The organism is Dendronalium sp. ChiSLP03b, from assembly GCF_034531165.2.
In the GTDB taxonomy this organism is placed as follows: Bacteria; Cyanobacteriota; Cyanobacteriia; order Cyanobacteriales; family Nostocaceae; genus Dendronalium; species Dendronalium minutum.
This window is the reverse complement of sequence record NZ_JAVRBR020000130.1, coordinates 1-23,017: the sequence shown is the minus strand read 5'-3', so window position 1 is coordinate 23,017 and position 23,017 is coordinate 1. Positions and strand designations below refer to the sequence as shown.

Annotated in this window: 27 protein-coding genes; 13 read left to right on the top strand and 14 right to left on the bottom strand. The window is 43.1% G+C overall.

Annotation, left to right across the window (positions count from 1 at the left end):
• Positions 1–45 precede the first annotated feature (45 nt).
• The 3 genes from rpmF to RMY31_RS30335 all read right to left on the bottom strand — a co-directional run bounded on the left by rpmF (position 46) and on the right by RMY31_RS30335 (position 1,137).
• The gene (gene rpmF, locus RMY31_RS30345) at positions 46–216 is read right to left on the bottom strand and encodes a 50S ribosomal protein L32 (RefSeq protein WP_206263871.1); all 171 of its coding nucleotides are present in this window, start codon (positions 214–216) and stop codon (positions 46–48) included.
• A gap of 37 nt (positions 217–253) precedes the next feature.
• Positions 254–424: a hypothetical protein gene (locus RMY31_RS30340; protein WP_322662989.1), complete on the bottom strand. Its 171-nt coding sequence runs from the start codon at positions 422–424 to the stop codon at positions 254–256.
• A gap of 125 nt (positions 425–549) precedes the next feature.
• Complete coding sequence (locus tag RMY31_RS30335; protein WP_322662987.1) at positions 550–1,137, bottom strand: hypothetical protein; 588 nt, start codon at positions 1,135–1,137, stop codon at positions 550–552.
• Between the two features lie 198 nt (positions 1,138–1,335).
• On the opposite strand from RMY31_RS30335, the gene RMY31_RS30330 reads away from it, so the two are divergent.
• On the top strand, positions 1,336–3,261 hold the full coding sequence (locus RMY31_RS30330) for a caspase domain-containing protein (RefSeq protein WP_322662985.1): 1,926 nt from the start codon (positions 1,336–1,338) through the stop codon (positions 3,259–3,261).
• Positions 3,262–3,331: 70 nt separating this feature from the next.
• Here RMY31_RS30330 and RMY31_RS30325 read toward each other — a convergent pair whose 3' ends face one another.
• Positions 3,332–3,709, bottom strand: coding sequence for a Mo-dependent nitrogenase C-terminal domain-containing protein (locus tag RMY31_RS30325; protein WP_322662983.1), 378 nt, complete (start codon positions 3,707–3,709; stop codon positions 3,332–3,334).
• 418 nt (positions 3,710–4,127) lie between these two features.
• On the opposite strand from RMY31_RS30325, the gene RMY31_RS30320 reads away from it, so the two are divergent.
• Positions 4,128–5,318, top strand: coding sequence for an anion transporter (locus tag RMY31_RS30320; RefSeq protein WP_322663070.1), 1,191 nt, complete (start codon positions 4,128–4,130; stop codon positions 5,316–5,318).
• A gap of 214 nt (positions 5,319–5,532) precedes the next feature.
• On the opposite strand, the gene RMY31_RS30315 is transcribed toward RMY31_RS30320, so the two are convergent.
• The 3 genes from RMY31_RS30315 to RMY31_RS30305 all read right to left on the bottom strand — a co-directional run bounded on the left by RMY31_RS30315 (position 5,533) and on the right by RMY31_RS30305 (position 9,680).
• A complete protein-coding gene (locus RMY31_RS30315; protein ID WP_322662981.1) occupies positions 5,533–7,302 on the bottom strand; it encodes a ribonuclease J in 1,770 nt (589 codons plus the stop codon).
• 275 nt (positions 7,303–7,577) lie between these two features.
• On the bottom strand, positions 7,578–8,462 hold the full coding sequence (gene dapA, locus RMY31_RS30310) for a 4-hydroxy-tetrahydrodipicolinate synthase (RefSeq protein ID WP_322662979.1): 885 nt from the start codon (positions 8,460–8,462) through the stop codon (positions 7,578–7,580).
• A 174-nt stretch (positions 8,463–8,636) separates the two neighbouring features.
• Positions 8,637–9,680, bottom strand: a complete 1,044-nt coding sequence (locus RMY31_RS30305; protein WP_322662977.1) for an aspartate-semialdehyde dehydrogenase — start codon at positions 9,678–9,680, stop codon at positions 8,637–8,639.
• Between the two features lie 684 nt (positions 9,681–10,364).
• Here RMY31_RS30305 and RMY31_RS30300 point away from each other — a divergent pair.
• The 5 genes from RMY31_RS30300 to RMY31_RS30280 all read left to right on the top strand — a co-directional run bounded on the left by RMY31_RS30300 (position 10,365) and on the right by RMY31_RS30280 (position 15,638).
• Positions 10,365–10,508, top strand: a complete 144-nt coding sequence (locus RMY31_RS30300; RefSeq protein ID WP_409878877.1) for a hypothetical protein — start codon at positions 10,365–10,367, stop codon at positions 10,506–10,508.
• A gap of 247 nt (positions 10,509–10,755) precedes the next feature.
• Positions 10,756–12,222: a trigger factor gene (gene tig, locus RMY31_RS30295; RefSeq protein WP_322662975.1), complete on the top strand. Its 1,467-nt coding sequence runs from the start codon at positions 10,756–10,758 to the stop codon at positions 12,220–12,222.
• Between the two features lie 274 nt (positions 12,223–12,496).
• Complete coding sequence (gene clpP, locus RMY31_RS30290; protein WP_322662973.1) at positions 12,497–13,195, top strand: ATP-dependent Clp endopeptidase proteolytic subunit ClpP; 699 nt, start codon at positions 12,497–12,499, stop codon at positions 13,193–13,195.
• 9 nt (positions 13,196–13,204) lie between these two features.
• On the top strand, positions 13,205–14,545 hold the full coding sequence (clpX, locus tag RMY31_RS30285) for an ATP-dependent protease ATP-binding subunit ClpX (protein WP_322662970.1): 1,341 nt from the start codon (positions 13,205–13,207) through the stop codon (positions 14,543–14,545).
• A 127-nt stretch (positions 14,546–14,672) separates the two neighbouring features.
• Positions 14,673–15,638: an alpha/beta hydrolase gene (locus RMY31_RS30280; protein ID WP_322662969.1), complete on the top strand. Its 966-nt coding sequence runs from the start codon at positions 14,673–14,675 to the stop codon at positions 15,636–15,638.
• Here the strand turns inward: RMY31_RS30280 and RMY31_RS30275 are convergent.
• Both RMY31_RS30275 and RMY31_RS30270 read right to left on the bottom strand, forming a co-directional pair.
• The gene (locus RMY31_RS30275) at positions 15,635–16,306 is read right to left on the bottom strand and encodes a nitroreductase family protein (protein ID WP_409878873.1); all 672 of its coding nucleotides are present in this window, start codon (positions 16,304–16,306) and stop codon (positions 15,635–15,637) included. The genes RMY31_RS30280 and RMY31_RS30275 overlap by 4 nt on opposite strands.
• Before the next feature lie 80 nt (positions 16,307–16,386).
• On the bottom strand, positions 16,387–17,370 hold the full coding sequence (locus RMY31_RS30270) for a GntR family transcriptional regulator (protein WP_322662967.1): 984 nt from the start codon (positions 17,368–17,370) through the stop codon (positions 16,387–16,389).
• Positions 17,371–17,674: 304 nt separating this feature from the next.
• On the opposite strand from RMY31_RS30270, the gene RMY31_RS30265 reads away from it, so the two are divergent.
• Both RMY31_RS30265 and RMY31_RS30260 read left to right on the top strand, forming a co-directional pair.
• Positions 17,675–18,433 carry a dienelactone hydrolase family protein gene (locus RMY31_RS30265; RefSeq protein ID WP_322662965.1) on the top strand — a complete coding sequence of 253 codons (759 nt, stop codon included), beginning with the start codon at positions 17,675–17,677 and terminating at the stop codon, positions 18,431–18,433.
• A 134-nt stretch (positions 18,434–18,567) separates the two neighbouring features.
• Positions 18,568–19,470: a S1 RNA-binding domain-containing protein gene (locus RMY31_RS30260; protein ID WP_322662963.1), complete on the top strand. Its 903-nt coding sequence runs from the start codon at positions 18,568–18,570 to the stop codon at positions 19,468–19,470.
• Positions 19,471–19,627: 157 nt separating this feature from the next.
• On the opposite strand, the gene RMY31_RS30255 is transcribed toward RMY31_RS30260, so the two are convergent.
• Complete coding sequence (locus tag RMY31_RS30255; protein ID WP_322662961.1) at positions 19,628–20,089, bottom strand: hypothetical protein; 462 nt, start codon at positions 20,087–20,089, stop codon at positions 19,628–19,630.
• Positions 20,090–20,273: 184 nt separating this feature from the next.
• Here RMY31_RS30255 and RMY31_RS30250 point away from each other — a divergent pair, with 184 nt between their 5' ends.
• A complete protein-coding gene (locus RMY31_RS30250) occupies positions 20,274–20,486 on the top strand; it encodes a helix-turn-helix domain-containing protein (protein ID WP_200320187.1) in 213 nt (70 codons plus the stop codon).
• Positions 20,487–20,507: 21 nt separating this feature from the next.
• Here RMY31_RS30250 and RMY31_RS30245 read toward each other — a convergent pair whose 3' ends face one another.
• The 3 genes from RMY31_RS30245 to RMY31_RS30235 form a co-directional block, all read right to left on the bottom strand.
• Positions 20,508–20,675 (bottom strand): hypothetical protein, encoded by a 168-nt coding sequence (locus tag RMY31_RS30245; protein ID WP_322662958.1) that lies wholly within the window; start codon positions 20,673–20,675, stop codon positions 20,508–20,510.
• Positions 20,676–20,688: 13 nt separating this feature from the next.
• On the bottom strand, positions 20,689–20,973 hold the full coding sequence (locus tag RMY31_RS30240; protein WP_409878869.1) for a hypothetical protein: 285 nt from the start codon (positions 20,971–20,973) through the stop codon (positions 20,689–20,691).
• 102 nt (positions 20,974–21,075) lie between these two features.
• Positions 21,076–21,456 carry a hypothetical protein gene (locus RMY31_RS30235; protein WP_322662954.1) on the bottom strand — a complete coding sequence of 127 codons (381 nt, stop codon included), beginning with the start codon at positions 21,454–21,456 and terminating at the stop codon, positions 21,076–21,078.
• A gap of 124 nt (positions 21,457–21,580) precedes the next feature.
• Between RMY31_RS30235 and RMY31_RS30230 the strand changes: the two genes are divergently transcribed.
• Positions 21,581–21,790 carry a hypothetical protein gene (locus RMY31_RS30230; RefSeq protein WP_322662952.1) on the top strand — a complete coding sequence of 70 codons (210 nt, stop codon included), beginning with the start codon at positions 21,581–21,583 and terminating at the stop codon, positions 21,788–21,790.
• A 136-nt stretch (positions 21,791–21,926) separates the two neighbouring features.
• On the opposite strand, the gene RMY31_RS30225 is transcribed toward RMY31_RS30230, so the two are convergent.
• A complete protein-coding gene (locus tag RMY31_RS30225; protein ID WP_322662951.1) occupies positions 21,927–22,139 on the bottom strand; it encodes a hypothetical protein in 213 nt (70 codons plus the stop codon).
• A gap of 160 nt (positions 22,140–22,299) precedes the next feature.
• On the opposite strand from RMY31_RS30225, the gene RMY31_RS30220 reads away from it, so the two are divergent.
• Positions 22,300–22,626 carry a hypothetical protein gene (locus RMY31_RS30220; protein ID WP_409878866.1) on the top strand — a complete coding sequence of 109 codons (327 nt, stop codon included), beginning with the start codon at positions 22,300–22,302 and terminating at the stop codon, positions 22,624–22,626.
• A 48-nt stretch (positions 22,627–22,674) separates the two neighbouring features.
• On the top strand, positions 22,675–23,017 hold a 343-nt coding region (locus tag RMY31_RS30215), incomplete at its 3' end, for an NACHT domain-containing protein (RefSeq protein WP_409878864.1).

The following is a 23,017-nucleotide window of genomic DNA, read 5'->3' as shown; positions in this document are numbered from 1 at the left end:
ATAGACCAAATTAGCTTTTGGGAACTAGCTCTTATCGATGAGGAATTATTCTTCTTCCTCTTCTTCAGCAGTTGGATAGACAAATGTAGAACGCCCCGTCAAAATCGATTTGCCTAGGGAGATAGCTTTCTGAGCTTCAACAACGGCTTTATGTCTCCAGGTAGCTCGACGTTTATCTCGTTTGGATTTGGATGTTTTCTTCTTTGGAACAGCCATGATAGCGGATATCGCAATTCTTGACAACCTTTTTATTCTAAGCCATCAACTCTACCAAGCCAAAATATTGGGCGAAGAGGACACGGGGGCGCGGTGAGGCAGTCGCAGTCCTGGATGCCACTTGCTTCAAGTCGGCAGAGCCGCCCAACGCAGTGGCTCCGCTTCCCGTCGGTTGCGATAGCACAGCGAAGCGCGAGTCTTCTCCCAAGGGGAGCCACTGCGGTCTTGGGGTTTCCCCAAGTGGAGCAAGTGGCGTGAGACGCTAAGAGCGAACGATCATCACTGCCGAACACGGAGAGTTCTTTCCCCGCGTCTTCCTCATTTCCCTACCCTCTACTTTGCTGGCTGATTAGCAGGAGATGGTGCTTTTGCTGGCTGATTAGCAGGAGATGGCGCTTTTGCTGGCTCATTAACAGGAACTGAATTAGCAGGTTGTGGAGGTGCTGGAATAGCGATCGCTGCTTGATTTGGCTGAACTATGTCAAACATTAGTAGCGATCGCGCAGTTTTGAAGTAAGTTGCCCAACGTTGAGCATCGGGTCGTGTGCGCCATTGTTGGCGACTGACTTCTAAAGCTAAAACTGGTGCGATCGCGCCATAATTTTGTACGGATACAATAACTGAAGCATCTGTGACTAAGATATCTTGGTCGAAGCTACGTTGAGCAGCGGCTCTGGCAGTCGCTTCCGCTCTTCTGAGTATGGTTTCGTAGTTTTCATCTGGCAATCGGTCAATAGTCAGGTCAACTCTGGCTGTATAAGCTCGCACAATCTGGGGTGCGATCGTTTCTGCCACAAGCCATATGGGCATTGTGGAGAAAATTAAAACCATTAATGGAAATATCCGGATCTTCTTGGCAATTTGGCTAATAACTGAAAAAGAAACGATCGATGATAGTAGGTGAGTAACGCTCTTGGTCATAGCTTTATAGCTCCTTATTGATGAACTGTAATTTGAATTTAGTGTGTGTATTTTCCGATAAATCCAACGTAATTTTAAATACTTAAAACAAATGGTTCAATGAGAATCTCCTAGACTATAAGACATAGGTTAGCTTTGTTTTTTCAGCAAAGCCAACCGCAATTTTAGGCAAACACATAACAACCGACAAAGAGCGGGATGGCAAATTACTGGGCGATCGCTATTGGCATTAATCAATATCAGTTATTTCAACCTTTGCGTTGCGCTCAAGCAGATGCCGAGGTGCTAAGTGAGTTTTTGGTTCATGAAGCAGGTTTTGCACCCCAACGCTGTCTATTGATGACAGACACTTCGCCGCCAATTGGGGATAGATCTACATATCCCACGAAGGAAAATATTCTTTTGTTACTTGAGGATTTGACAGCAACGTGTTGGCAACCTCAAGACCATCTATGGTTATTCTTTAGCGGTTATGGAGTTAACTACGACGGTCAAGATTACTTGATGCCAGTGGAAGGCAATCCTGAATTAGCGCAGGAGACTGGCATAGAAGTGCGATCGCTAATGCAAAGTCTGCAATTAGCTGAACTTAACGTATTACTGCTGTTGGATATTAACCGCGCTTCTGGCGCTCAAGCGGATGCTCCTGCTGGGCAAGAAACCATAGAACTAGCCGAAGAACTACAACTTGCAACAATTATTTCTTGCCAACCAGACCAATTCTCCCGTGAAAGTAGCGAGCTAGGTCACGGATTCTTTACCGCAGCCTTGTTAGAAGCTTTGCGTTCTGGTAATGGTAGCAGCTTGGTGGAGCTAGAAAACTACCTCAGCATTCTTACCCCAGAATTGTGTCAACATTATTGGCGGCCCATACAAAACCCTGTAACGGTTATGCCAGCTGGTGAGCAAAATATTTTGCCTGATGTCGGAATACAAAGCAATCGTCTAGAAGTCCCCGGCACAATAGAACCCGCTGAAGTAGAACCAATTATTTTTCCACAGGAAACCTTTGCTGTTGCCCTTGCAGCTCCCTCCCTCGAAGAAAAATCCCCGATAACTTCAGCCAAATCACAAAAATTGGGCATGTGGGGAGAATCGGTAGAAACTACCCTAGGTGCTAGTTCCCAGCAGGCAAAATCCTCATTTACCTCAGAGAGGGGAAAGTTTGAGGAACAACAGCAGTATTTTAACCAGCCATCCCAACCAGTCGTACCATCCCAGGAAGTAGGAGGCAGGTTTCTCCCAAATGTTCCACAGCCTCATATCACTCGCTTGCCTGCAAATAAGGAAAACACGGCATTGTGGAAACAGTTTTTATTTTGGGGTGGAGGCACAATCCTGGTAGTAGCTTTCATTTCTGTAGTTGTTCTCCGCGATCGAGCAAGATTGCTCAAAGCTAGACAGATATCGCCAGGATCGCCGAATACTGCCTCAGATGTCCGCTCCATATCAGAGACACCTTCACTAATTCCACCAAAAAACCAATCCAGCGCCCAAATAGCTTCTAATTCTGAGTCAAAAAAGCGGAACCAAGCAGTGCTAGACCTAGCGAAAAAGTCCCTCAAACGAACTCAAGCTAGCGATTTGAGGTTAGCGATCGCCACTGCTCGGAAAATTAAACCAGGTGAACCGCTTTACGAACAAGCTCAGGAAAATATTAAGATTTGGAGCCGGATGATTTTAGATTTGGCAGAAGGTCGTGCTAAACAGAGACAGTATGCTAATGCCATTGCCGCTGCTCAATTAATCGCTAAAGACGAAGCCCTTTATCCCAAAGCACAAGCAGCAGTTAATCAGTGGCGGTTAGAGGCCAAGCAGTACCTAGGTAACAGAACTCTTTTAGATGCTGCTAATCGCTTAATTGAGCCAGGACAAGCATCTACTTATAATCGTGCTATCGAAGTAGCCAAGAGAGTACCACAAGGTCAACCAGGCTTCGATATGGCACAGAAATCGATTAGGAACTGGAGCGAAAAAATTCTGGATATAGCTAAGAGCCGTGCTGACCAAGGAAACCTGACGGCAGCCATTGCAACCGCTGCTTTAGTCCCAGAGGTGACAGCCGTTTACGAAGATGCTCAAGAAGCAATTCAAAAATGGCAGGCAAGAAAAATTAAAAATTAAAATATAATCAAAAGTCCAGAGTCAAAAGAAACTGCTATTGACTCTGGACTTTTGACTATTGACTCTTGAATTAGCAGTATCGCGATACATCTTCGCCGCATTCATCGGCTAGATAGCAAAGCGCTCTAAAACGTAAACCAACCACTTCTTCATATAAGGGGTTGATTTTACACATGGGTGGAATGTGAAACAGGGTTTTCCCGAATAATTTGATATCGCGCTCAAAAGGACATTGAGCAGGAATCAGTTTACACAAGCGGTGAGCTAGTTGGCGATCGCGAACTTGAATGCTTTCTACCCGCCGCCGCAGGGGTTGGAGAATGTCACAGTAAGTCTTGGAAACTGGACTATGCAACTGGGCTAGATGGGTGTTGCTAGTTTCTGCTTGATTGATCGAAACCCAGCTTGCAAGAAAAATCTTTTTTGTGGTATTATCGAATACCTTCATGATTAAGCCTCTGTGTTATTGAGGGTATTCACCTTGCTGATGAATACATACGACGTGGCAACGACCTTTCTCGGAAGAATCGTGTCCTGACTGAGATATAATATGGATTCAAAACAGCCACTTAAGTCAGAACCTAAATTATTACTACGTCAAGTTAATCGCAATTTCCCTAGGATCGGTAGCGTAATAATACGATCTTGTTCATAACTTGACACAGTTTAAATTTTAATAAAGACATCTATCGTTGGACGGATTTTCGATTATAATTCACAAAACTTAACAAAGCCACTTCTTGCCAAAATTTTTGGTAAGTACAAGTACCAGAGATTAAAATAACTTTGCTGACAGTTGAATGCCTTAGAAGCTGGGCTGTTGATAATCTGACCCCGCTCCTGGCAATAGTTCGGTAAAGAAAGTGATTCTTCAATTTGCAACCTATAGTGTTTTGGGGCTAACTTACCTGGGGTTAGCATTAGGTTACATTCCTGGGTTACGCATGAACCGCGCCACTATTGCCTTGGTCGGATCTGCATTTTTAATTGCTCTGGGTGTTCTAAATTTACAGGAAGCATGGCAAGCTATTGATGCTAACACCATCGTGTTTTTGTTGAGCATGATGGTAGTTAATACTAATTTATCCTATGCAGGATTTTTTCGGCGATCGCTATTGGTGCTGTTGAGTTTTACTCGTAGTCCTCTAGGCTTGTTAATTGTTCTAACCTTTGCCAGTGGTATCCTTAGCGCCTTTTTTCTCAATGACACGCTGGCGCTGATTTTTACACCCTTGATCTTGAGCTTGACTCAAACTTTAGGTTTAAATCCGATTCCCTATTTGCTAGCGATCGCTGGTGCGACTAATATAGGCTCGGTAGCAACTTTGAGCGGTAATCCTCAAAACATCCTGATTGGTTCGTTTTCTAATATTCCCTACCTAGATTTTTTGCGGCAGTTGGCTCCAATTGCCCTACTGGGCTTGGTTGTTCAGGTGGGACTGCTGTGGCTACTTTACCCAGATGTACGCGCAACTCGACCTTGCCAGCAATTACCTACTGGTAAAGAACGCATTTTCAAACCGTTATTTTATAAAAGTTTAGTAATCACCATTGGACTGCTAATTGCTTTTGCGGTCGGCTTGCCTTTAGCAGAGTCTGCCCTAGTTGCTGCTAGCTTGTTGCTAATCACTCGGCGGATTAAACCTCAACGCATTCTCAAAAAGGTAGATTGGAATCTGCTGGTAATGTTTTCAGGACTGTTTATTCTCACAAAAGTTACACAGAAGTTGAATTTACTACAGCCATTTACCCATGCTGTCAACTCTACTGCGAGTTTTTTGGGTGTAACGGTTGTCTTATCTAACCTTATTTCTAATGTACCAGCTGTACTCTTATTACATCCCCTGATTCCTAGAGAAGATACCCAATACTGGCTATTGCTGGCGGCCGGATCGACTTTGGCAGGTAATCTAACTTTGTTTGGTTCAGTTGCTAACTTGATAGTTGTGGAAGCTGCTGCTGATTTAGGTTACAAGCTCAGCTTTTTGGAACATCTGCGCTTTGGGTTGCCATTGACCTTGTGTACTTTACTTCTAGTTTATCTTTTCATTCATTGAAAGCGATCGCTTTTCAAAGTATTAAATAGTGGGACTTAGACAAAAAATACCCAGAAAAACAAGTCAAATGTATATACAAAGAGACTTTGACATCGTTTTGCCTAGTTTCTTTCCAAAAAATGTTTAAGTCCCGTTAGGGCATCAAATCACGCAAAAACGCACAGACGCAAAGATTTTCTTTGCGTCTGTGCGTGAGGCATTTATCTTGAATTACTTATGATGCTACTTGAGCAGTAGTCCTAGGTCGCCGTCTTCTACCATCGGCAACTTTTACAGGCGGTTCGTCCGGAATTTGCATTAACAAAGTCACAGATGGTTGACATTGCAATTCTCGGCGAATGGAGCGTTGTAATTCCCGCTCTAAAGTTTCTTGCAATCCACCCCAGTCTACTTCTGGTTGTTCGCCTTCCAAAGAAGCAAATTCTGACCAGCGAACGCTGAGAATTTCTTCAATCCGCTGTTGTACCCATTTTTGCAGCAGCGATCGCTCTACACTTGTAACTACACCCCGCAGATGAATTTCTGGCTTGGCCATCAGTTTGCCACTCCAATCGATGGCAGCAGCGATGGTGACAATGCCTTCTTCGGCCATACGTTGCCTTTCTTGCAAAACTTTGGCACTCACCATCCCAGAACTAGTAGTATCCACCAGTTCGATACCAGATGGCACTTTGCCAGCAACACGGATGGCATCTTCAGTCAGTTCTACAACATCACCATTCTGAATGACGATCATATTTTCTGCGGGGATGCCCATACTTTGAGCCGTTTCTGCGTGCTTCACCAGCATCCGATGTTCGCCGTGAAATGGCACAAAGAACTTAGGTCGAGTTAAGGCAATCATCAACTTTTGGTCTTCTTGACAGCCGTGACCTGAGACGTGAATTCCTTTGTCTCGACCATAGACTACTTTTGCCCCCTGAATCATCAATTTATCGATAGTGTTGACTACAGCAATCGTGTTTCCGGGAATTGGATTGGCGGAAAATACTACTGTATCTCCTTGGCGGATTTTGATGTGGGGGTGTTCTTTGTTGGCAATCCGAGTCATTGCTGACATCGGCTCACCCTGTGAACCTGTAGTGAGAATCAGCACATTTTCTTCAGGCAGGTTACGGACTGCGTGCAACGGTTGCAGCAAATTATCTTCACACTTGATGTAACCTAGATTGCGGGCATGAGCAATTAAATTCAACATGGAACGCCCGACAACCGTCACTACACGATTGTGCTTCTTCGCCAGATCCAAAATCATGTTGATGCGATGCACGCTGGAAGCAAATGTAGTCACGAACAGTCGTCCAGTAGCTTGACTAAATACTCGATCAAGGTTGGGATAAACGGAACGTTCCGAAGGTGTGAATCCTGGTACTTCTGAATTAGTAGAATCACTCAATAAGCAAAGTACGCCTTGTTCGCCGTGTTCTGCTAGTCGTTGCAGATCAAACCTTTCTCCATCTACTGGAGTATGGTCAATTTTAAAGTCTCCCGTGTGAATCACCACACCCAGAGGAGTATGAATAGCAACAGTAAAGCTATCGGCAATAGAGTGAGTGTTGCGGATATATTCTACAAAAAAAGATTTGCCAATTCGCACGACATCGCGGGGAAGAACTGTTCTTAATTCTGTGCGATCGCGCACTCCTGCCTCTTCCAATTTACCCTCTAGCATTGCCATTGCTAGTCTTGGCCCGTAAATCACAGGGATTTCAAATTGCTTTAGGTGAAAAGCAATACCACCGATGTGATCTTCATGACCGTGGGTAACGATCATGCCTTTAATTTTGTGATGATTTTCTCGCAAATAAGTCGTATCTGGCAGGACAATATTTACCCCATGCATTGCCTCTGTGGGAAAGGCTAACCCTGCATCTAATAAGACAATTTCATCATCGTATTCAAAAACACAGGTATTTTTACCAATTTCATGTAAACCGCCCAAAGGAATAATTTTAAGGGCGGAATTAGCTTCGTTTTTAGCCATTTTCTCCTTAGATTGTTGTTTTGTTTAGTGTTAATAAATTGAAAGTTAGCGTTCTTTTATGAAAGACAATACCGACTTTCTATCTTGAAAGCAGCCAAATTTTAATTCAGATGTTCAATTATTTGTTCAATAAAAGTGATTTTACACTGAAGTATTGATTGTATATTTATACTGTTTGTAGCACAGACTTTCAGAGTGCAGAATTGTCACAATTATGCCCTTTCTCTATATGCATCATTAAACAACCAGAAGTTAGTAATTCAACAAATTGCTGCCTAGATTAAACCAAGTTTTTCCAGCACCGCCTCTAACTTATGACTTACTTCCGACTCAGCTTCACATAGTGGCAAACGAGTTGAACCAACCTCCCAACCTTGAAGTTTTAAAGCTTGTTTTACTGGAATGGGATTTGTAGTTAAAAATAAGGCTTTAAATAACGGGAAGAGTTGGAGATGAATCTCACTGGCAACTTCAATTTTTCCCGCACTAAAAGCTTGAATCATCTGCTGTAGTTGATTTCCTACCAGATGAGAAGCCACACTTACTACACCCTTTGCTCCAATCGCTAACAAGGGCAAAGTTAAAGAATCATCTCCAGCGTAAATGTGAAATTCTTTTGGTGTCAAGCGGCGAATCTCACTCGCTTGGTCTAAATTTCCACTAGCTTCTTTTATGCCAACAATATTGTTAATTTCAGCTAACCGGGCAACTGTTTCGGGACTGAGGTTTTGACCAGTACGTCCGGGGATATTGTATAACAACAACGGTAGATCGGGACAAGCCTGCGCTATCGCCTGAAAGTGTTGGTAAAGACCTGCTTGCGGAGGTTTGTTGTAATAAGGAACGACTTGTAAAGAACCATGCACTCCTATTTTAGCTGCTTTTTGGGTTGCAGCGATCGCTTCTTTTGTGGAATTAGAACCACATCCTGCTATTACCTTGGCTTTGCCTGCCACGGTCTGCAATACTTCCACAAACAACTGGTATTCCTCGTCCCAACTGAGGGTGGGGGATTCCCCTGTTGTACCACACACCACCAATGTATCTGTGCCGTTGTTAGCTAGATGTTCTGCCAGTTCTGCCGCTACATCATAGTTGACACTACCGTCTATTTTAAACGGCGTAATCATAGCGGTTAAAACTCTGCCAAATTCTCCCACCCTCTTTTCACTCCTGATTACCCAAACTGTTTTATCGACCTTGGTGGTTTTTTATTGTAATAACCTATTCGCCAATTGCTTTCAAGCGTAATTTGCACATATGTCAGTTATTATTTATCAGTTCTTTGTGTCTGACCACTGACTACTGTACAGTCGCAAGGCCTTGCGCCTGTACTATATTGAAACGTATGTCGTTGCAGGCCTAAGTAGATTTTTATCTGCTAGTAACTCAGCAATTTGTACTGCATTTAGCGCTGCGCCTTTACGGATTTGGTCACCACAAAGCCACAGTTCCAAACCGTGAGGATGGGAAATATCTTGACGAATCCTACCCACTAAAACTTCATCTCGACCTGTAGCTTCAATAGGCATAGGAAAATGATTGCTTCCCCAATCTTCTACCAATTTAACCCCTGGGGAACTACTGAGAATAACTCTTGCTTCATCTGAACTGAAAGGTTCCTCAAATTCTAGATTAATTGCTTCTGAATGGGCACGGAGTACGGGAACCCGTACACAAGTTGCAGTAATTCTAATCTCTTGCGTTCCAAAGATTTTTTGGGTTTCGTTGACCATTTTCATTTCTTCCTCACAGTACCCTAAATCATTCAAGGGCGAGTTATGAGGAAATAAATTAAACGCCAACGGGTAAGGTAATACTTCAGCGACTGGTGAGCGTCCTTCTAATATGGCACTGGCTTGAGTTTTTACTTCTGCCATTGCTTTAGCACCAGCACCACTAGCAGATTGATAGGTTGAAGCCACAATACGTTGTACTGGTCTTACTTGATGCAAGGGCCAAACTGCCACTGCCATCAAAATTGTTGTGCAGTTGGGATTAGCAATAATACCTTTGTGATTAGCAGCAGCTTGGGGATTTACCTCTGGAACCACTAAAGGTATTTCCGGGTTCATCCGAAAAGCGCTGGAATTATCAACTACTACTGCACCTTTTTCTACTGCAACTGCGGCCCAAGTTTTCGATGTGGAACTACCTGCACTAGCTAGCACTAAATCTACGTTTTCAAAGGCGCGATCGCTCACTGAATCTATTGGCAGATTTTCTCCTTTAAATTGCAGTGTCCGTCCTACACTTCTCTCTGAGGCTAACAGTTTCAAATCCGAAACCGGAAAATTACGTTGCTCCAATAATTCCAGCAACTCTGTGCCGACAGCACCAGTCGCTCCCAAAATAGCTACACGATAAGATTTCGTCAATCTGGCTTCCTCCTTTAAGAGGTTATGTGCGATTTTTTAGAACAATTTACAACTTATCCTTATTTATTTAAATGACAATAGTAGAATTCAAATAAAGTTTTTTTAACTATAGTCGAACCTTATTCAAAGGATACATTTATTTTTTAGCTAAAATCAGTTAAGTGCTATTGGAATTTACAATAATTACTGTTTAAATCTACTACACATTTAAAAAATTATATACATCATACAATAGTTCAGTGGAGAACTGAAGCATCTACACTCAACCTTGGTACAAGTCTTCAACTTTTGAGGTAAAGCAACATTATGCCTCTCAAGTGGGTTAGTAAGACGATAAATATACTATGATCCAGATGGAATTAAACTAGCACGGCAGAAAACAAGGCTATACGGTAAAGCAATAGCTTTAGATGAGTCACACAAGACAGACTCAACTATAAAAAAGTATTGGAGTAAGAACTAGTTGATAACCAGGATATCACGGTGTTAGCCCTCTGAGTCACAAGTCCACTTTGATTAGTGATTGGCGACTAAGGACTGGGAATTAGAGAGCAGGGCAGCCACTGCGGTGAAGCAAGCTAAGCGCCGCGGCGACCTTAGGAGAAAGGTAGGAACTTCCGTGGGAACCCCCCTTCGAGTTCGCAGTCGCCTGATGCCACTTGCTCTACTTGGAGAGCCAGTCTTGTGAGCGGGTCTCCCCAAGTAGAAGAACTGCCATTAGTGCAGCGAAGCGCGAGTCCTAGAGCGTCTGGGGAACTGCTGAAGCCAAAGGATGGATGGGTTTCCCAGCACAGAGTAAGTGGCGTGGAGCAGAGGAGAGAATTCTAAAATGATTTCTCCTTGTTCCCAGTACCCAGTCTCTTTAAATGGGTTAAGTTATTCCGGTAAAGTTTCCAGTCTTTTGCCATTGGCAGTACACTGGATCTCTACTGAAGGGCATCGATCCATTGTTTGGATTCCATGACATGCCTTGTGGATAACTCTTATCCTCGCCAAGAGACATCAACCCACAAAAGCGGTAAATCGCGTCTTGTGTGTACTTGGAGTTAAAAATACCAGAAAATAGAAACTAAGCATGAAAGTCACCCAGGAGAAACTTCCCGCCAGCCAAATTGGCCTGGAAATAGAGATTACGCCGGACATTACTAAGCAAACTTACGAACAGGTAATTAGAAACTTAACAAGTACTACAAATATTCCTGGGTTTCGTAAAGGCAAGGTACCCCGGCAAATATTACTACAGCGCCTAGGCGTAACTCGCATCAAGGCAGCAGCGCTGGAAGAATTAATTCAAGATGGTATCGAGAAAGCAGTCAAACAAGAAGCTATCCAGGCAATTGGTCAACCGCAATTGCGCACTTCGTTTGAGGAATTGATTAATAATTATGAACCTGGGAAACCTTTGACCTTTGCTGCTGCTGTCGATGTGGAGCCAGAAGTTAACTTAGTACAGTACACGGGTCTGCAAGCCAAAGCAGAGGAAATCAAGTACGACCCGACTCAGGTGGAGAACGTCCTAGATAAGGAACGTCAAGAAATGGCCACCTTGATTCCTGTAGAAGGACGTGCAGCTCAAATTGGTGATGTGGCTGTAGTTGATTTTAAAGGTGTAATCACCAAAGCTGAGGGTGAGGATGAAACAGCCGAACCTACACCAATTCCTGGAGGTGAAGCAACTGATTTTCAGGTGGAATTGCAGGAAGATAAGTTTATTCCCGGTTTTGTCTCTGGGATGATCGGGATGAATCCTGGAGAAACCAAAGAAATTTCGGCTCAGTTCCCAGATCCCTATGCCAACGAAGAACTGGCTGGAAAACCAGCGCTGTTCACAGTGACGCTCAAAGAACTGAAGGAAAAAGAGCTACCAGAATTAAATGATGACTTCGCTCAGGAAGTTAGCGACTTCAACACCTTGGATGAGTTGCGTGGGTCTTTGGAAGAGCGATATCAAAAAGAAGCTGAGGAAAAAACCAAAAACAATCAGCAGGAGGCTTTGTTAGCGGAATTGCTCAAGCATGTGGAAGTTGACTTGCCACAAACATTGATTGAACAAGAAGTAGACGCAATGCTGACACAAACAGCAGTCCGGCTTTCTCAACAAGGATTAGATGTCAAAAAGTTGTTTACTCAAGATATTATTCCTCAGTTACGAGAGCGATCGCGCGGTGAGGCGATCGAACGCCTGAAAAGATCCTTGGGATTGCGGGAAGTCAGCAAACGCGAGTCCATCGAAGTGACACCCGAAGAAATCCAAGCTAGAGTCACAGAACTGTTGCAGCAGTATCCAGATCAAGACATAGACGAAGATAGACTGCACTCAGTGGTGGAAAACGAACTGTTAACTGAAAAAATCATTGATTGGCTTTTAGAACACTCATCAATTGAACTTGTACCCGAAGGTTCTTTAAGCGCAGCACCCGAAACAGAATCTTTGAGTGCTACCGAGGAAACAGAAGTTGAACTCGCACAGTCTCAGACAACTGAACCTCAGACTGAGGAACAAAGCACCGCAGCTACTACAGAATCAACAGAAGGACAATGAATAGTCCAACAGTAAAAAGTTCTTGACGATCGGTGCTGAGTCATGAGTATTACAAATGTTTACTCAGCATTAAGCATCGCTGGAGGCGGAATATTTACGCAATCTTCAATAAATTGCGGCATATATCACCGCCTTAGCTTGATACTGTGTTACACGAGAAGAATTATAGATGAGGCATAATGGTTAACACATACCCCAAATAGAAGTCGTATCCTTGAAAAAGGCGGCACTAGCTGCTAAAACTCTGTCCTATTTTATTCTCAAATGTTCTTGTATGCTTACATCGCAGTCGGGAAATTACCCTATTAACAATTCAAGTCGAATTGGAATTTACTCCCACATGAGTGGCTCTAGCAACATCGTGCCGATGGTGGTAGAACAGTCTGGTATGGGAGAAAGAGCTTTCGACATCTACTCCCGCCTACTGCGAGAGCGGATTATATTTTTGGGAACGCCCATAGATGATGCTGTTGCCAATTCTATTGTTGCTCAGTTGCTATTTCTAGATGCTGAAGACTCAGAAAAGGATATTCAACTGTACATCAATTCTCCTGGCGGCTCCGTCTACGCAGGGATGGCAATCTATGATACAATTCAGCAAATCCGTCCCGATGTAGTTACCATATGTTTTGGATTAGCCGCGAGCATGGGGGCATTTTTACTGACAGCAGGAACTGCGGGTAAGCGTATGTCTCTACCCGATTCCCGGATCATGATTCACCAACCGTTGGGTGGCGCTCAAGGTCAAGCCATTGACATCGAAATTCAAGCAAGGGAGATTCTTTACATTAAAGCTAAGTTGAATCAGTTACTGGCTAATCATACTGGTCAACCTCTAGAAAGAATCGAAGCAGATACCGAGCGCGACTTTTTTATGTCGGCAGAAGAGGCTAAAAACTACGGCTTGATAGATCAAGTCATCTCCAGACAAAATCTTCCCACTGCAGGGGAAAACGTCACCATTCTGAAATAAGAGGCCGGTATGTCTAAGTACGACTCCCATTTAAAATGTTCGTTTTGTGGCAAGTCTCAAGAACAGGTGCGTAAATTGATCGCAGGGCCGGGAGTCTACATCTGCGATGAATGCGTAGACTTGTGTAATGAAATACTAGATGAGGAGTTACTCGACACAAATGGTGCGGCTTCGCAACCAGCACCCAAGTCAGAACCGCCACAAAAACGCCGTGCCCGCTCTTCCAGTCTCTCTTTTAATCAAATACCAAAACCCAGAGAGATTAAGAAGTACCTAGACGAACATGTCATCGGTCAAGACGAAGCTAAGAAGGTGCTATCAGTTGCGGTTTACAATCACTACAAGCGACTGGCAATCCTTCAATCCAAAGGCAATGGTAAAGGCGGAGCAGATGATTCGGTAGAACTGCAAAAGTCCAATATTCTGTTAATTGGACCGACAGGCTGTGGCAAAACTCTGTTAGCGCAAACCTTGGCCAAAATCCTGGATGTACCCTTTGCTGTAGCTGATGCCACCACGCTGACAGAAGCTGGGTATGTAGGAGAAGATGTCGAAAATATCTTGCTGCGACTGTTGCAAGTGGCAGATTTGGATGTAGAGGAAGCACAACGCGGCATTATCTACATCGACGAAATTGACAAGATTGCCCGCAAGAGTGAAAATCCCTCAATTACACGCGATGTCTCCGGCGAAGGCGTGCAGCAAGCGTTGCTGAAAATGTTAGAAGGAACAGTCGCTAACGTACCACCTCAGGGAGGACGAAAGCATCCTTATCAAGACTGCATCCAGATTGATACCAGCAATATTCTCTTTGTCTGTGGGGGTGCTTTCGTAGGCTTAGAGAAGGTAGTAGAGCAGAGAGCAGGCAAAAAGTCAATAGGTTTTGTCCAGCCGGGAGAAGGGCAGTCGAAAGAGAAGCGAACTGCTGATACTCTCCGCTATCTAGAACCGGATGACTTGGTGAAATTTGGCATGATTCCTGAATTTATTGGGCGGGTGCCAATGGTAGCAGTGGTAGATCCACTGGATGAAGAAGCGCTGATGGCGATTCTCACCCAACCACGCAGCGCCTTGGTGAAGCAGTATCAAAAACTGCTGAAGATGGATAACGTCCAATTAGACTTTAAACCAGAAGCCTTGAAAGCGATCGCGCAAGAAGCCTACCGCCGTAAAACTGGCGCGAGGGCACTGCGAGGCATTGTGGAAGAACTGATGTTGGAAGTCATGTACGAGTTACCATCCCGTAAGGATGTGACTCGCTGTACAGTTACGCGGGAGATGGTCGAAAAACGCTCAACAGCTGAACTGCTTGTACATCCATCTTCTCTACCGAAGCCAGAATCAGCATAAGGTTAAGTGCTGAGTGCTGAGTAAAGTTAGGAGTGTAGAATTAATTCTAAACTCCTAATTCAACATTCAAAACTCCTAACTATTGTAGAGACGCGATTAATCGCGTCTCTACTCCTAACTTTCAAACATGTCTTTTATTAACGTTCGTGGCATTAAGCATTACTACGAGTGGGTGAAAGAACCATCTAGTTCTTTGGTTAAGCCAGTGATGGTTTTCATCCATGGTTGGGCTGGTTCGGCTAGGTATTGGAGAAGCACTGCTGAAGCTTTATTAGATCGATTTGATTGTTTACTCTACGATATGCGAGGATTTGGGCGTTCTAGTGGCAAGCCAACTATTGCCCAAGCTAGCGAATCTGTTGTTGAGTCCCAGTCACACGCCACTTGCTTCAACCTGGGGAACCCCGGCAACGCAGTGGCTCCTCAAGAAGAATCAGTGGCAATCCGAGAGTTAACCTATGAAATGGAGGAGTATGCTGAGGACTTGGCAGCTTTGTTAGATGAGTTGCACCTCCAGCGTGTCTTTATCAATGCCCACTCCATGGGTGCTTCTGTAGCCACTATGTTTTTTAACCGCTATCCTCAAAGAGTCGAAAGAGGAATTTTAACTTGTAGCGGTGTTTTTGAATATGATGAAAAATCCTTTACAGCCTTTCATAAATTCGGAGGCTATGTAGTTAAATTCCGTCCCAAATGGTTAGGAAAAATCCCATTTGTTGACCGGATGTTTATGGCGAGATTTTTGCACAGTCCCATACCAACTTCGGAGCGTCAGGCATTTTTGCAAGATTTTCTCGAAGCAGATTATGATGCAGCTTTGGGTACAATTTTTACTTCCGTTAGCAAAGCACAATCTGAAGTCATGCCACAAGAGTTTGCCAAGCTGACAGTGCCAACTTTGATGATATCAGGGGAATATGACAAAATTATTCCAGCCCAGATGGGTCGTCAAGCAGCAGCCCTGAGCGACAAAGTTGAGTTTGTCGTTATTCCCAATACAGCCCATTTCCCAATGTTGGAAGATGCACCAACTTACCTACGCCGGGTGCGAAAGTTTTTGCAAATTCCCACACCAGAATTGCAAGTGGGTTAACTGAATTTGAAAGGTTCGCTGTAGCTTTCATTAAAGCAAACTCGGTCGACGGGGAAGCGTCCGCCGTATTGCTTGAAAGGTTCCTGAGCATAGCCAAGTGCTAGTAAACAACAAATATCCACTTCTTCAGGAATTTGGAATGCTTCTTTTACTTGAGCGCTGTCAAATCCTTCCATCGGACAGCTATCAACACCAAAGCTTTTCGCCACAATCATCATGTACGCTACCGCTAACATGGCGTGGCGGTTAGTCCAAGCTTCTATTGTCTCAAAACTGGGATGATTGGCAAAAAATTCGGGAATGCTAGAACGCATGTAATTTGCGTAGCTATCAGTCATAATGCCAACATCTTCCCCTAGATGGATGACAGAAGTGATATATTCCATCTGGGTTACACGCCGATCGCCACAACAAATCAACACTACTGGCACTTCACCGACTTGACGCTGGTTAAAAGCGCAAGCTTGGAGTTTATCTTTATTTTCTTGCTCCCTAACGACAATAAATCGCCAAGGCTGGAGGTTAAAGCCTGATGGTGCTTGGATTCCTAGTTCGAGAATTTCTTGTAAAATCGCTTCGGGAATGCGATCGCCACTGAAAGATCGAGCAGCACGACGTTGCTTGATTGCTTCCACCAGACCAATGTAGGGGTGCATTTCCACAATCATAATTTTATGACATTTATATTAAGTGCATCTTTCTATGTCATTCTCCTCCTATCTGTATCTTTCTCCTCTCTACCTTTGGGTTAACCTAAACCTAGTTCTCGTTTTAACAAGTTAATTGAGTTGGTGCCGATGTAATTTTCCACCTTAATCAGTTTGGGTGGGCGAATAATATCTTCCATAGATGCTTGTACAGCGGCTTGCACCGCCGGAAAACTGGCTTGGTCGCTGATAATTACCTCAGCTCGCTTGACGAGCGCCTGAAGTTTGTAAGCATCTTTTGGTTGCGAAGTCATTACCAGTAGTTCATCACCACGTAAACCGTGAAGAATGACTTCAGCAGCGCGGACAATTCCAGAACTCAGGCTAACTATGCCCACACAATTTTCTTTTGGTAGAGTTTTTAGTAGGGTGAGTTCTTTAGTGTAGTCATAGATATCTAGAGGAATTACACGTACAGCTTTCGGAGCTGCGATCGCTTCTACATCATGAATGAAATACCGACTTGTGACCACCGTAGCAGAGTTCGTTTTATCTAGCACGGCTGCTAATTCTTCCATAGCTACCAATTGGATCGGTATTTTTAGAGCCTGTTCTAACTCATACACCATTAATTCACCAGCACCCATGTCATGGGATGGCACAGCAACCAACACTTGGGCGCTACAACGCAAACGCCAGTCAATTTCTGCTAAAAATAGCTCCCTGGCTTGATTCAGCGAGCAGCCTTGGGAGAGCAGTTCGTCAAGTGCTTGCTGGACAACTTTATCTGCGTCGGGATGTTGTTTGAGAATTGGCGATTGCAGCCTGCCACCACCTTCGTGGCCTTGGGCGCGGACATAAATTCCCGAACCAGCCAGACTTTCTACAAATCCATCGTCTTCCAACTGGCGGTAAACTTTACTAATGGTATTACGGTGTAATCCAGTTTGCATTGCCAACGCTCGTGTGCTTGGCAATTTGTAACCAGGTGGATATTGCCGAGAAGCGATCGCAAAGCGGATTTGATTAAACAGCTGGGCTGATGCGGGAATTTCACTGTCTGGCTGAATACGGAATTGAATCATCACCAAACCTCCTGAATAATAAGTGCTGAGCGCTGAGTCCTGAGTTTTGAGTGCTGCTTTCCTACTCAGCACTCCTCACCCTTGTAAAGACGCGATTAATCGCGTCTTTACTCAGCACTCCTTTGGCGCTCGGCTGCATACATTGCCTGTCAGATATTTTACTTAAAATGCATTTTTTCTCAGGTAAATTACTAATGCAGTCACTTTTACTAATTGATAATTTGATTGGAAATAGCTTAGACATACTGGCATAGTTATATCAAATAATTACACGGCTAGTTAAACAGCACTGGTAAAAAATATCATGACACGGGCAATAGAAACCACAACGGTTAAACTTTCTCTACCAGACGCTACGCGAACGCAAGATAATTTTCAAGTAGCGGCTTATCTAGCGCAACCCCAAGAATCTGGCTCGTATCCAGGAATTGTAGTGTTGCAAGAGATTTTTGGTGTCAACGTTCACATTCGGGAAGTTACAGAACGGATTGCTCAAGAAGGGTATGTAGCGATCGCACCTGCACTTTTCCAACGTCAAGCCCCTGGTTTTGAAACTGGCTACACTCCCCAAGATATTGAAACTGGTAGAGGCTATGCGATGCAAACAAAAGCATCAGAGTTATTAAGCGATATTCAATCAGCAATTGACTACCTCAAAAGCCTGCCTCAAGTAAAAAAAGATGGCTTTGGTTGCATTGGCTTTTGTTTTGGTGGTCATGTAGCATATCTTGCTGCCACATTATCAGATATCAAAGCTGCTGCTTGCTTCTACGGTGCTGGAATTACTACGCGCACATTTGGAGGTGGCGCTCCTACTGTTACTCGCACTCCAGAAATCAAAGGCACACTTTATGCTTTCTTTGGTACAGAAGATGGCAGTATTTCTGCTGAACAGATAGATGAGATTGAAGCAGGGTTAGAAAAATATAACATTCCGCATCGTGTGTTTCGCTACGATGGAGCTGACCACGGATTTTTCTGTAACCATCGCGCCAGCTATAATCCTAGAGCAGCAACCGATGCTTGGCAGCAAGTGCAACAACTCTTTGGTCAACTAATCTGAAAACCCATGTAGCCGTTGCATACTTCTCGTTTAGGTTGTCTTTAGTCAGTCATTAGTGGAAAACAATTGACAACTGACAACTGACAACTGACAACAGTAGCATCAGCTCAAATAACAATTTATCTTCAATTGTCATGAACTCCGAATCGAAACTTTCTCAAACAGCCAATTCGTCTTTTACAATGGACGATTTTGCCAAAGCACTAGAAAAACACGACTACCAGTTTCAAAAAGGACAGGTTGTACATGGCAAAGTTTTCCAACTTGACCATGATGGAGCTTATGTCGATATTGGTGGCAAGTCGTCGGCTTTTCTTCCCCGCGATGAGGCTTCTTTGAGAACTGTTACCGATTTATCAGAGGTGCTGCCATTGCAAGAGGAACTGGAATTTTTGATCATTCGAGATCAAGATGCCGAGGGCCAAGTTACTCTTTCACGACGGCAACTAGAAATTCAGCACATCTGGGATAGGCTGGCGCAAATGCAGGAAAATGCTCAGAATGTGCAAGTACGGGTTACGGGTGTAAATAAAGGTGGTGTCACTGTCGATATTCTTTCTTTGCGAGGATTTATTCCGCGATCGCACTTGGCTGAACGCGATAACTTAGAAGCACTCAAAGGTCAAACTCTCAACGTTGGCTTTTTGGAAATTAATCGCAACACCAATAAACTCATACTTTCCCAGCGCTTGGCAACTCGTTCTAGTAACTTCAACTTGTTAGAACTAGGTCAGTTAGTAGAAGGCAAAGTTACTGGCATCAAACCTTTTGGCGTGTTTGTCGATTTGGATGGTATTAGTGCTTTGTTGCACATCAAGCAAGTCAGCCAAAAATTCATTGATTCTCTAGAAAAAGTCTTTCAAGTTGGTCAAATAATTAAAGCTGTAATTATTGATTTGGATGAAGGTAAAGGTCGAGTTGCTCTTTCTACTAGGGTTTTGGAAAACTTCCCTGGTGAAGTGCTAGAGAATATGGACGAAGTAATGGCTTCAGCCGAGGCGCGTGCTAATCGAGCCAGCAACAAAGCAGCTGAATAGCTATATTTAATTTTCTTTGTGTCTTTGTGGTTGAAAAATAAATTTTATTGACCACTAAGACACCAAGTAAAATCATAAGCCAATAGTGGAGATGAAAGCAGATTTTTCATTCACTTTGATAAGGCTACTATTAAACACAGAGCAGCGATTTTTCCTGTTAATAGCTATTTTGGAGTTTCTGTAAAGTATCTTCATGAAAAGCAAATTTAATTAACTCGATTAATTTGCCCCAACTATACAACTCAGAATCTGAAGTAGCTCGCCGAAATTCCTGAGTCAAAAATTCTGTCCACCACTGGGGTGCTTGTTTTTTGCAGGCATGGTCATGTTGCGATCGCCAGCGCTTACGCCATTTGATAAAGTCTATTTCAGCAGGTGGTTGCACTCCTACAATTGGTGGAAAATCTGCGTAGCTGACAAACTTGCTTACACCTTTGGCGTGGACGTAAACTACATACCGCCAGCATTCCACTGTGTAAATATCTTCAAAGCTAATTTTGTACATCAAGCAAATTGCTTCTTCTGTCACAAATCGCGCGAGTTGATGGCGAGTTAACGATTTGTAAACAATTTTTGATTCGCGGATGACAAGCGTTTTTACTTTGAGTGATGATACCATAAAAATGCCAGTGAATCGGGTAGATTTCTGCCCTGTCAATGCATACAGGTGAAGACGCTATCCGTTTTACGGGATATGTATTGTGTATGATGCGATCGCCTTTCAGTTTTGCAGGCCGGGGGGCGATCGTTTTATATAATTCAATATATTGAACGATAGAATTCAATCGTTTGTCAATAGATTAATGGGGCTGATTAAGCTAAGAATTCGAGAATTCGCCGATGAGAAGGGTTGGACGCTGAAAGATGTAGCTGACCGTTCGGGAGTTGCCTACAGTTCAGTTAGGGCATATGCAAGAGCGCCAGGGCTGGCAATGGTAGATTTTACTTCAATCTTGAAGATGGCCCGCGCCTTGGATGTGATGATTGAAGACTTGGTGGAAGTAGTAGAAGAATAGTTTGCAGTTGGGGAACCGCTATTATATTGAATGCAACGGTGGAACCTCGAAGTCATTAAACGAAACAACATTATAAGACGAAGCTGCTAGAGCTTTCATCAGTTTGCCGTTGAGAGTCAGCAAAGCAGCACCAACTTGCTGTGAAAGCGCAACATAAGAGGCATCATAGGCGGAAATTCCGTAAGCCAAGCTGATGCGTTTGTCATCTGTCGCGGTCTTCTCGAATTAGTTCAGTACTATCAGGTAAGCCAAAGTCTGCTGGATTCAAGCGACGGCGACGGCGACTAATTTCCTCTAGAAGTTTTGGGACATTTTTTCGTCTTTCGTCATCCGTTGGCTGCATTTTTGCCTGCACAGCGTTCTGCAAGATTGTAATAACTTGAGCATCAATTGAGTTATTTTCAGCTTTAGCTAATTGTTGCAGCTGTTCGTATAAATCATCGGGTATGTTTAGCGGATTAAGGATAGCCATTGATTGACCTCCCATAAGAATTTATTGGTAATGGTAGCATGATGGCATTAGGAAGGCACTTCATAGAAAGAACCCCTCTCACAGGAGAGGAGTACAGTAGCTGTTATGGTTTAGATGCTATTTATTAAGCGTGTCAATTGCTTCTTGAATCAATTGCTTAGTCTTGTGAAGATTTAGCAGTCTAGTTTGGTCGTAGCGTTCTGGGAGTGGAAGTAACTTACCTTCTAGGGTTGCTCGAATTAGCGCGGCTTGTTCATCAGTGGGTTCTCCTATTTCATAAAGAATTGTGCCAAGTGCTTCAGAACTTCTCCAACTAGGATTTCGTAAGCCTCTTTTATGGTCTTGGAACTGCTGAATAGCTTGCATTGGAAAAGCCAATAACGGAGTAATCCAGCTTGTTTTATACCCTGGATTCCCTATCGACTTGATTCCGTATCGTGCAGCTAAGTCTTTCAATTCTTTAAGGGTTTTGCTTTCAAGTTCAGAACGTGTAAACATAGAAGTGCCTAATTTTCTAATTGGGTTTGGCAGCTATCTCAACTTGCTAGGGTCGGCTAGCTGCCAATTAAATTATCGCACGACTTCATGCGATATAGTATTTATATCTATATCAGAATTTTTTATGCCTAATTACGAAGAAAAACCTTATTTAAAAAAGCATCAATTCACCACTGATAGGGAAGAAGCATTAACCGCAAAAATAACTCTCAGACTTCCCCCATCTATGCTGGAAAAATTAAAAAATCTAGATAACTATCCAGAATTTATCAGGCAAGCAATTTCGGATGCACTAAATAAGCTTGAAAATTCAAATGACGCTACAGAAGATTGATAATAATTCGTAATTCTTAGAAAGGTTATTGGGTTTGGGCTGAAGCTTTTAGTCTTGCATATAAATCATTGAATATATGCAAATAAAGGGTAGCGATCGCATTTGATTTGTGGGTGCGATCGCTTTATTATCTCTATTATCTTTCCTGTGATTCTTCTAGTAGAGATTTTAGTGGTGTTTTTCGTAAAACCCAATCAAGATAAAGTACAAGAATCTGCATTTTCAGAAAGTTGCTGCCGCACTTGATATTGGCATCACTCATTATCCATTTACAAAACTTTTCTAGCAGTATTCCAACAACAACTTCAACTGACTTATTTATAACTAAAGGGATTAGTATTTCTAGCATTGCGATTTCCTCAGTAGCTTGACTGAGTTCAATGTCGCAATTTTTTTTTGTAGTTATTTATCTGACTTACCTTGACTTAGCCTGACTTACACTGATTTAACTCCACAATTTGATAAAAACTTTGGCTACACTGGCTTATAAGTAATTGTGGGAGTGGTCAATGTCTATACCAGAGGACTTTCTTAAGCAACTGGAGCAATACAGTGAATTGTCGCACCGAGAGAAACAAGTCTTTCTGGAAATATTCGGTCTTAGTAAGAGTCGAGTCAACGTAGTTCAAGAATTAAACATTTCTGAAAGTAACCTCAGCACTTGCCTCACAGGTATTTACAAAAAATTTTGTATCACTGGTAATGGCCCTGTTAAAGAAAGCCGCTTACGGGAGTATCTGAGCAAAAGATACTCACAGCAAAAACCCTCTGGCCATTTAACTACAGATGGTATAGATGATTCTATTGATACTTTAGTGCAAGAAATCCGCAAATAAATCAAACCTTATATCAAAAAAAAGTGCGGAACCATGAGGGTATTAGATATGCCTAAGCCAATTGAGTTAACAGGAAAACAAGGTATTTACACAAATGTCAATATTCTGGAGGCAATAACAGGACGAAGACGGCTAAAAGTTGCGGAACTAATGCAAGGCTGTGACCATGATAACTTTGAGCGACTTGGACTTAGCAGAGTAAAACAGAAACGAGTCTCAGGATTAGAGGTTGTACAGCGTTATAGTAAGTTGATGGTTTTAGGTAAACCAGGAGCAGGAAAAACCACTTTTTTAAAATATCTAGCAATGCAGTGTATTGAAGGGAGATTTCAAGCAAACAGAGTTCCCTTGTTTATCACATTAAAAGATTTTGCAGAAGCACCTAAAAAAC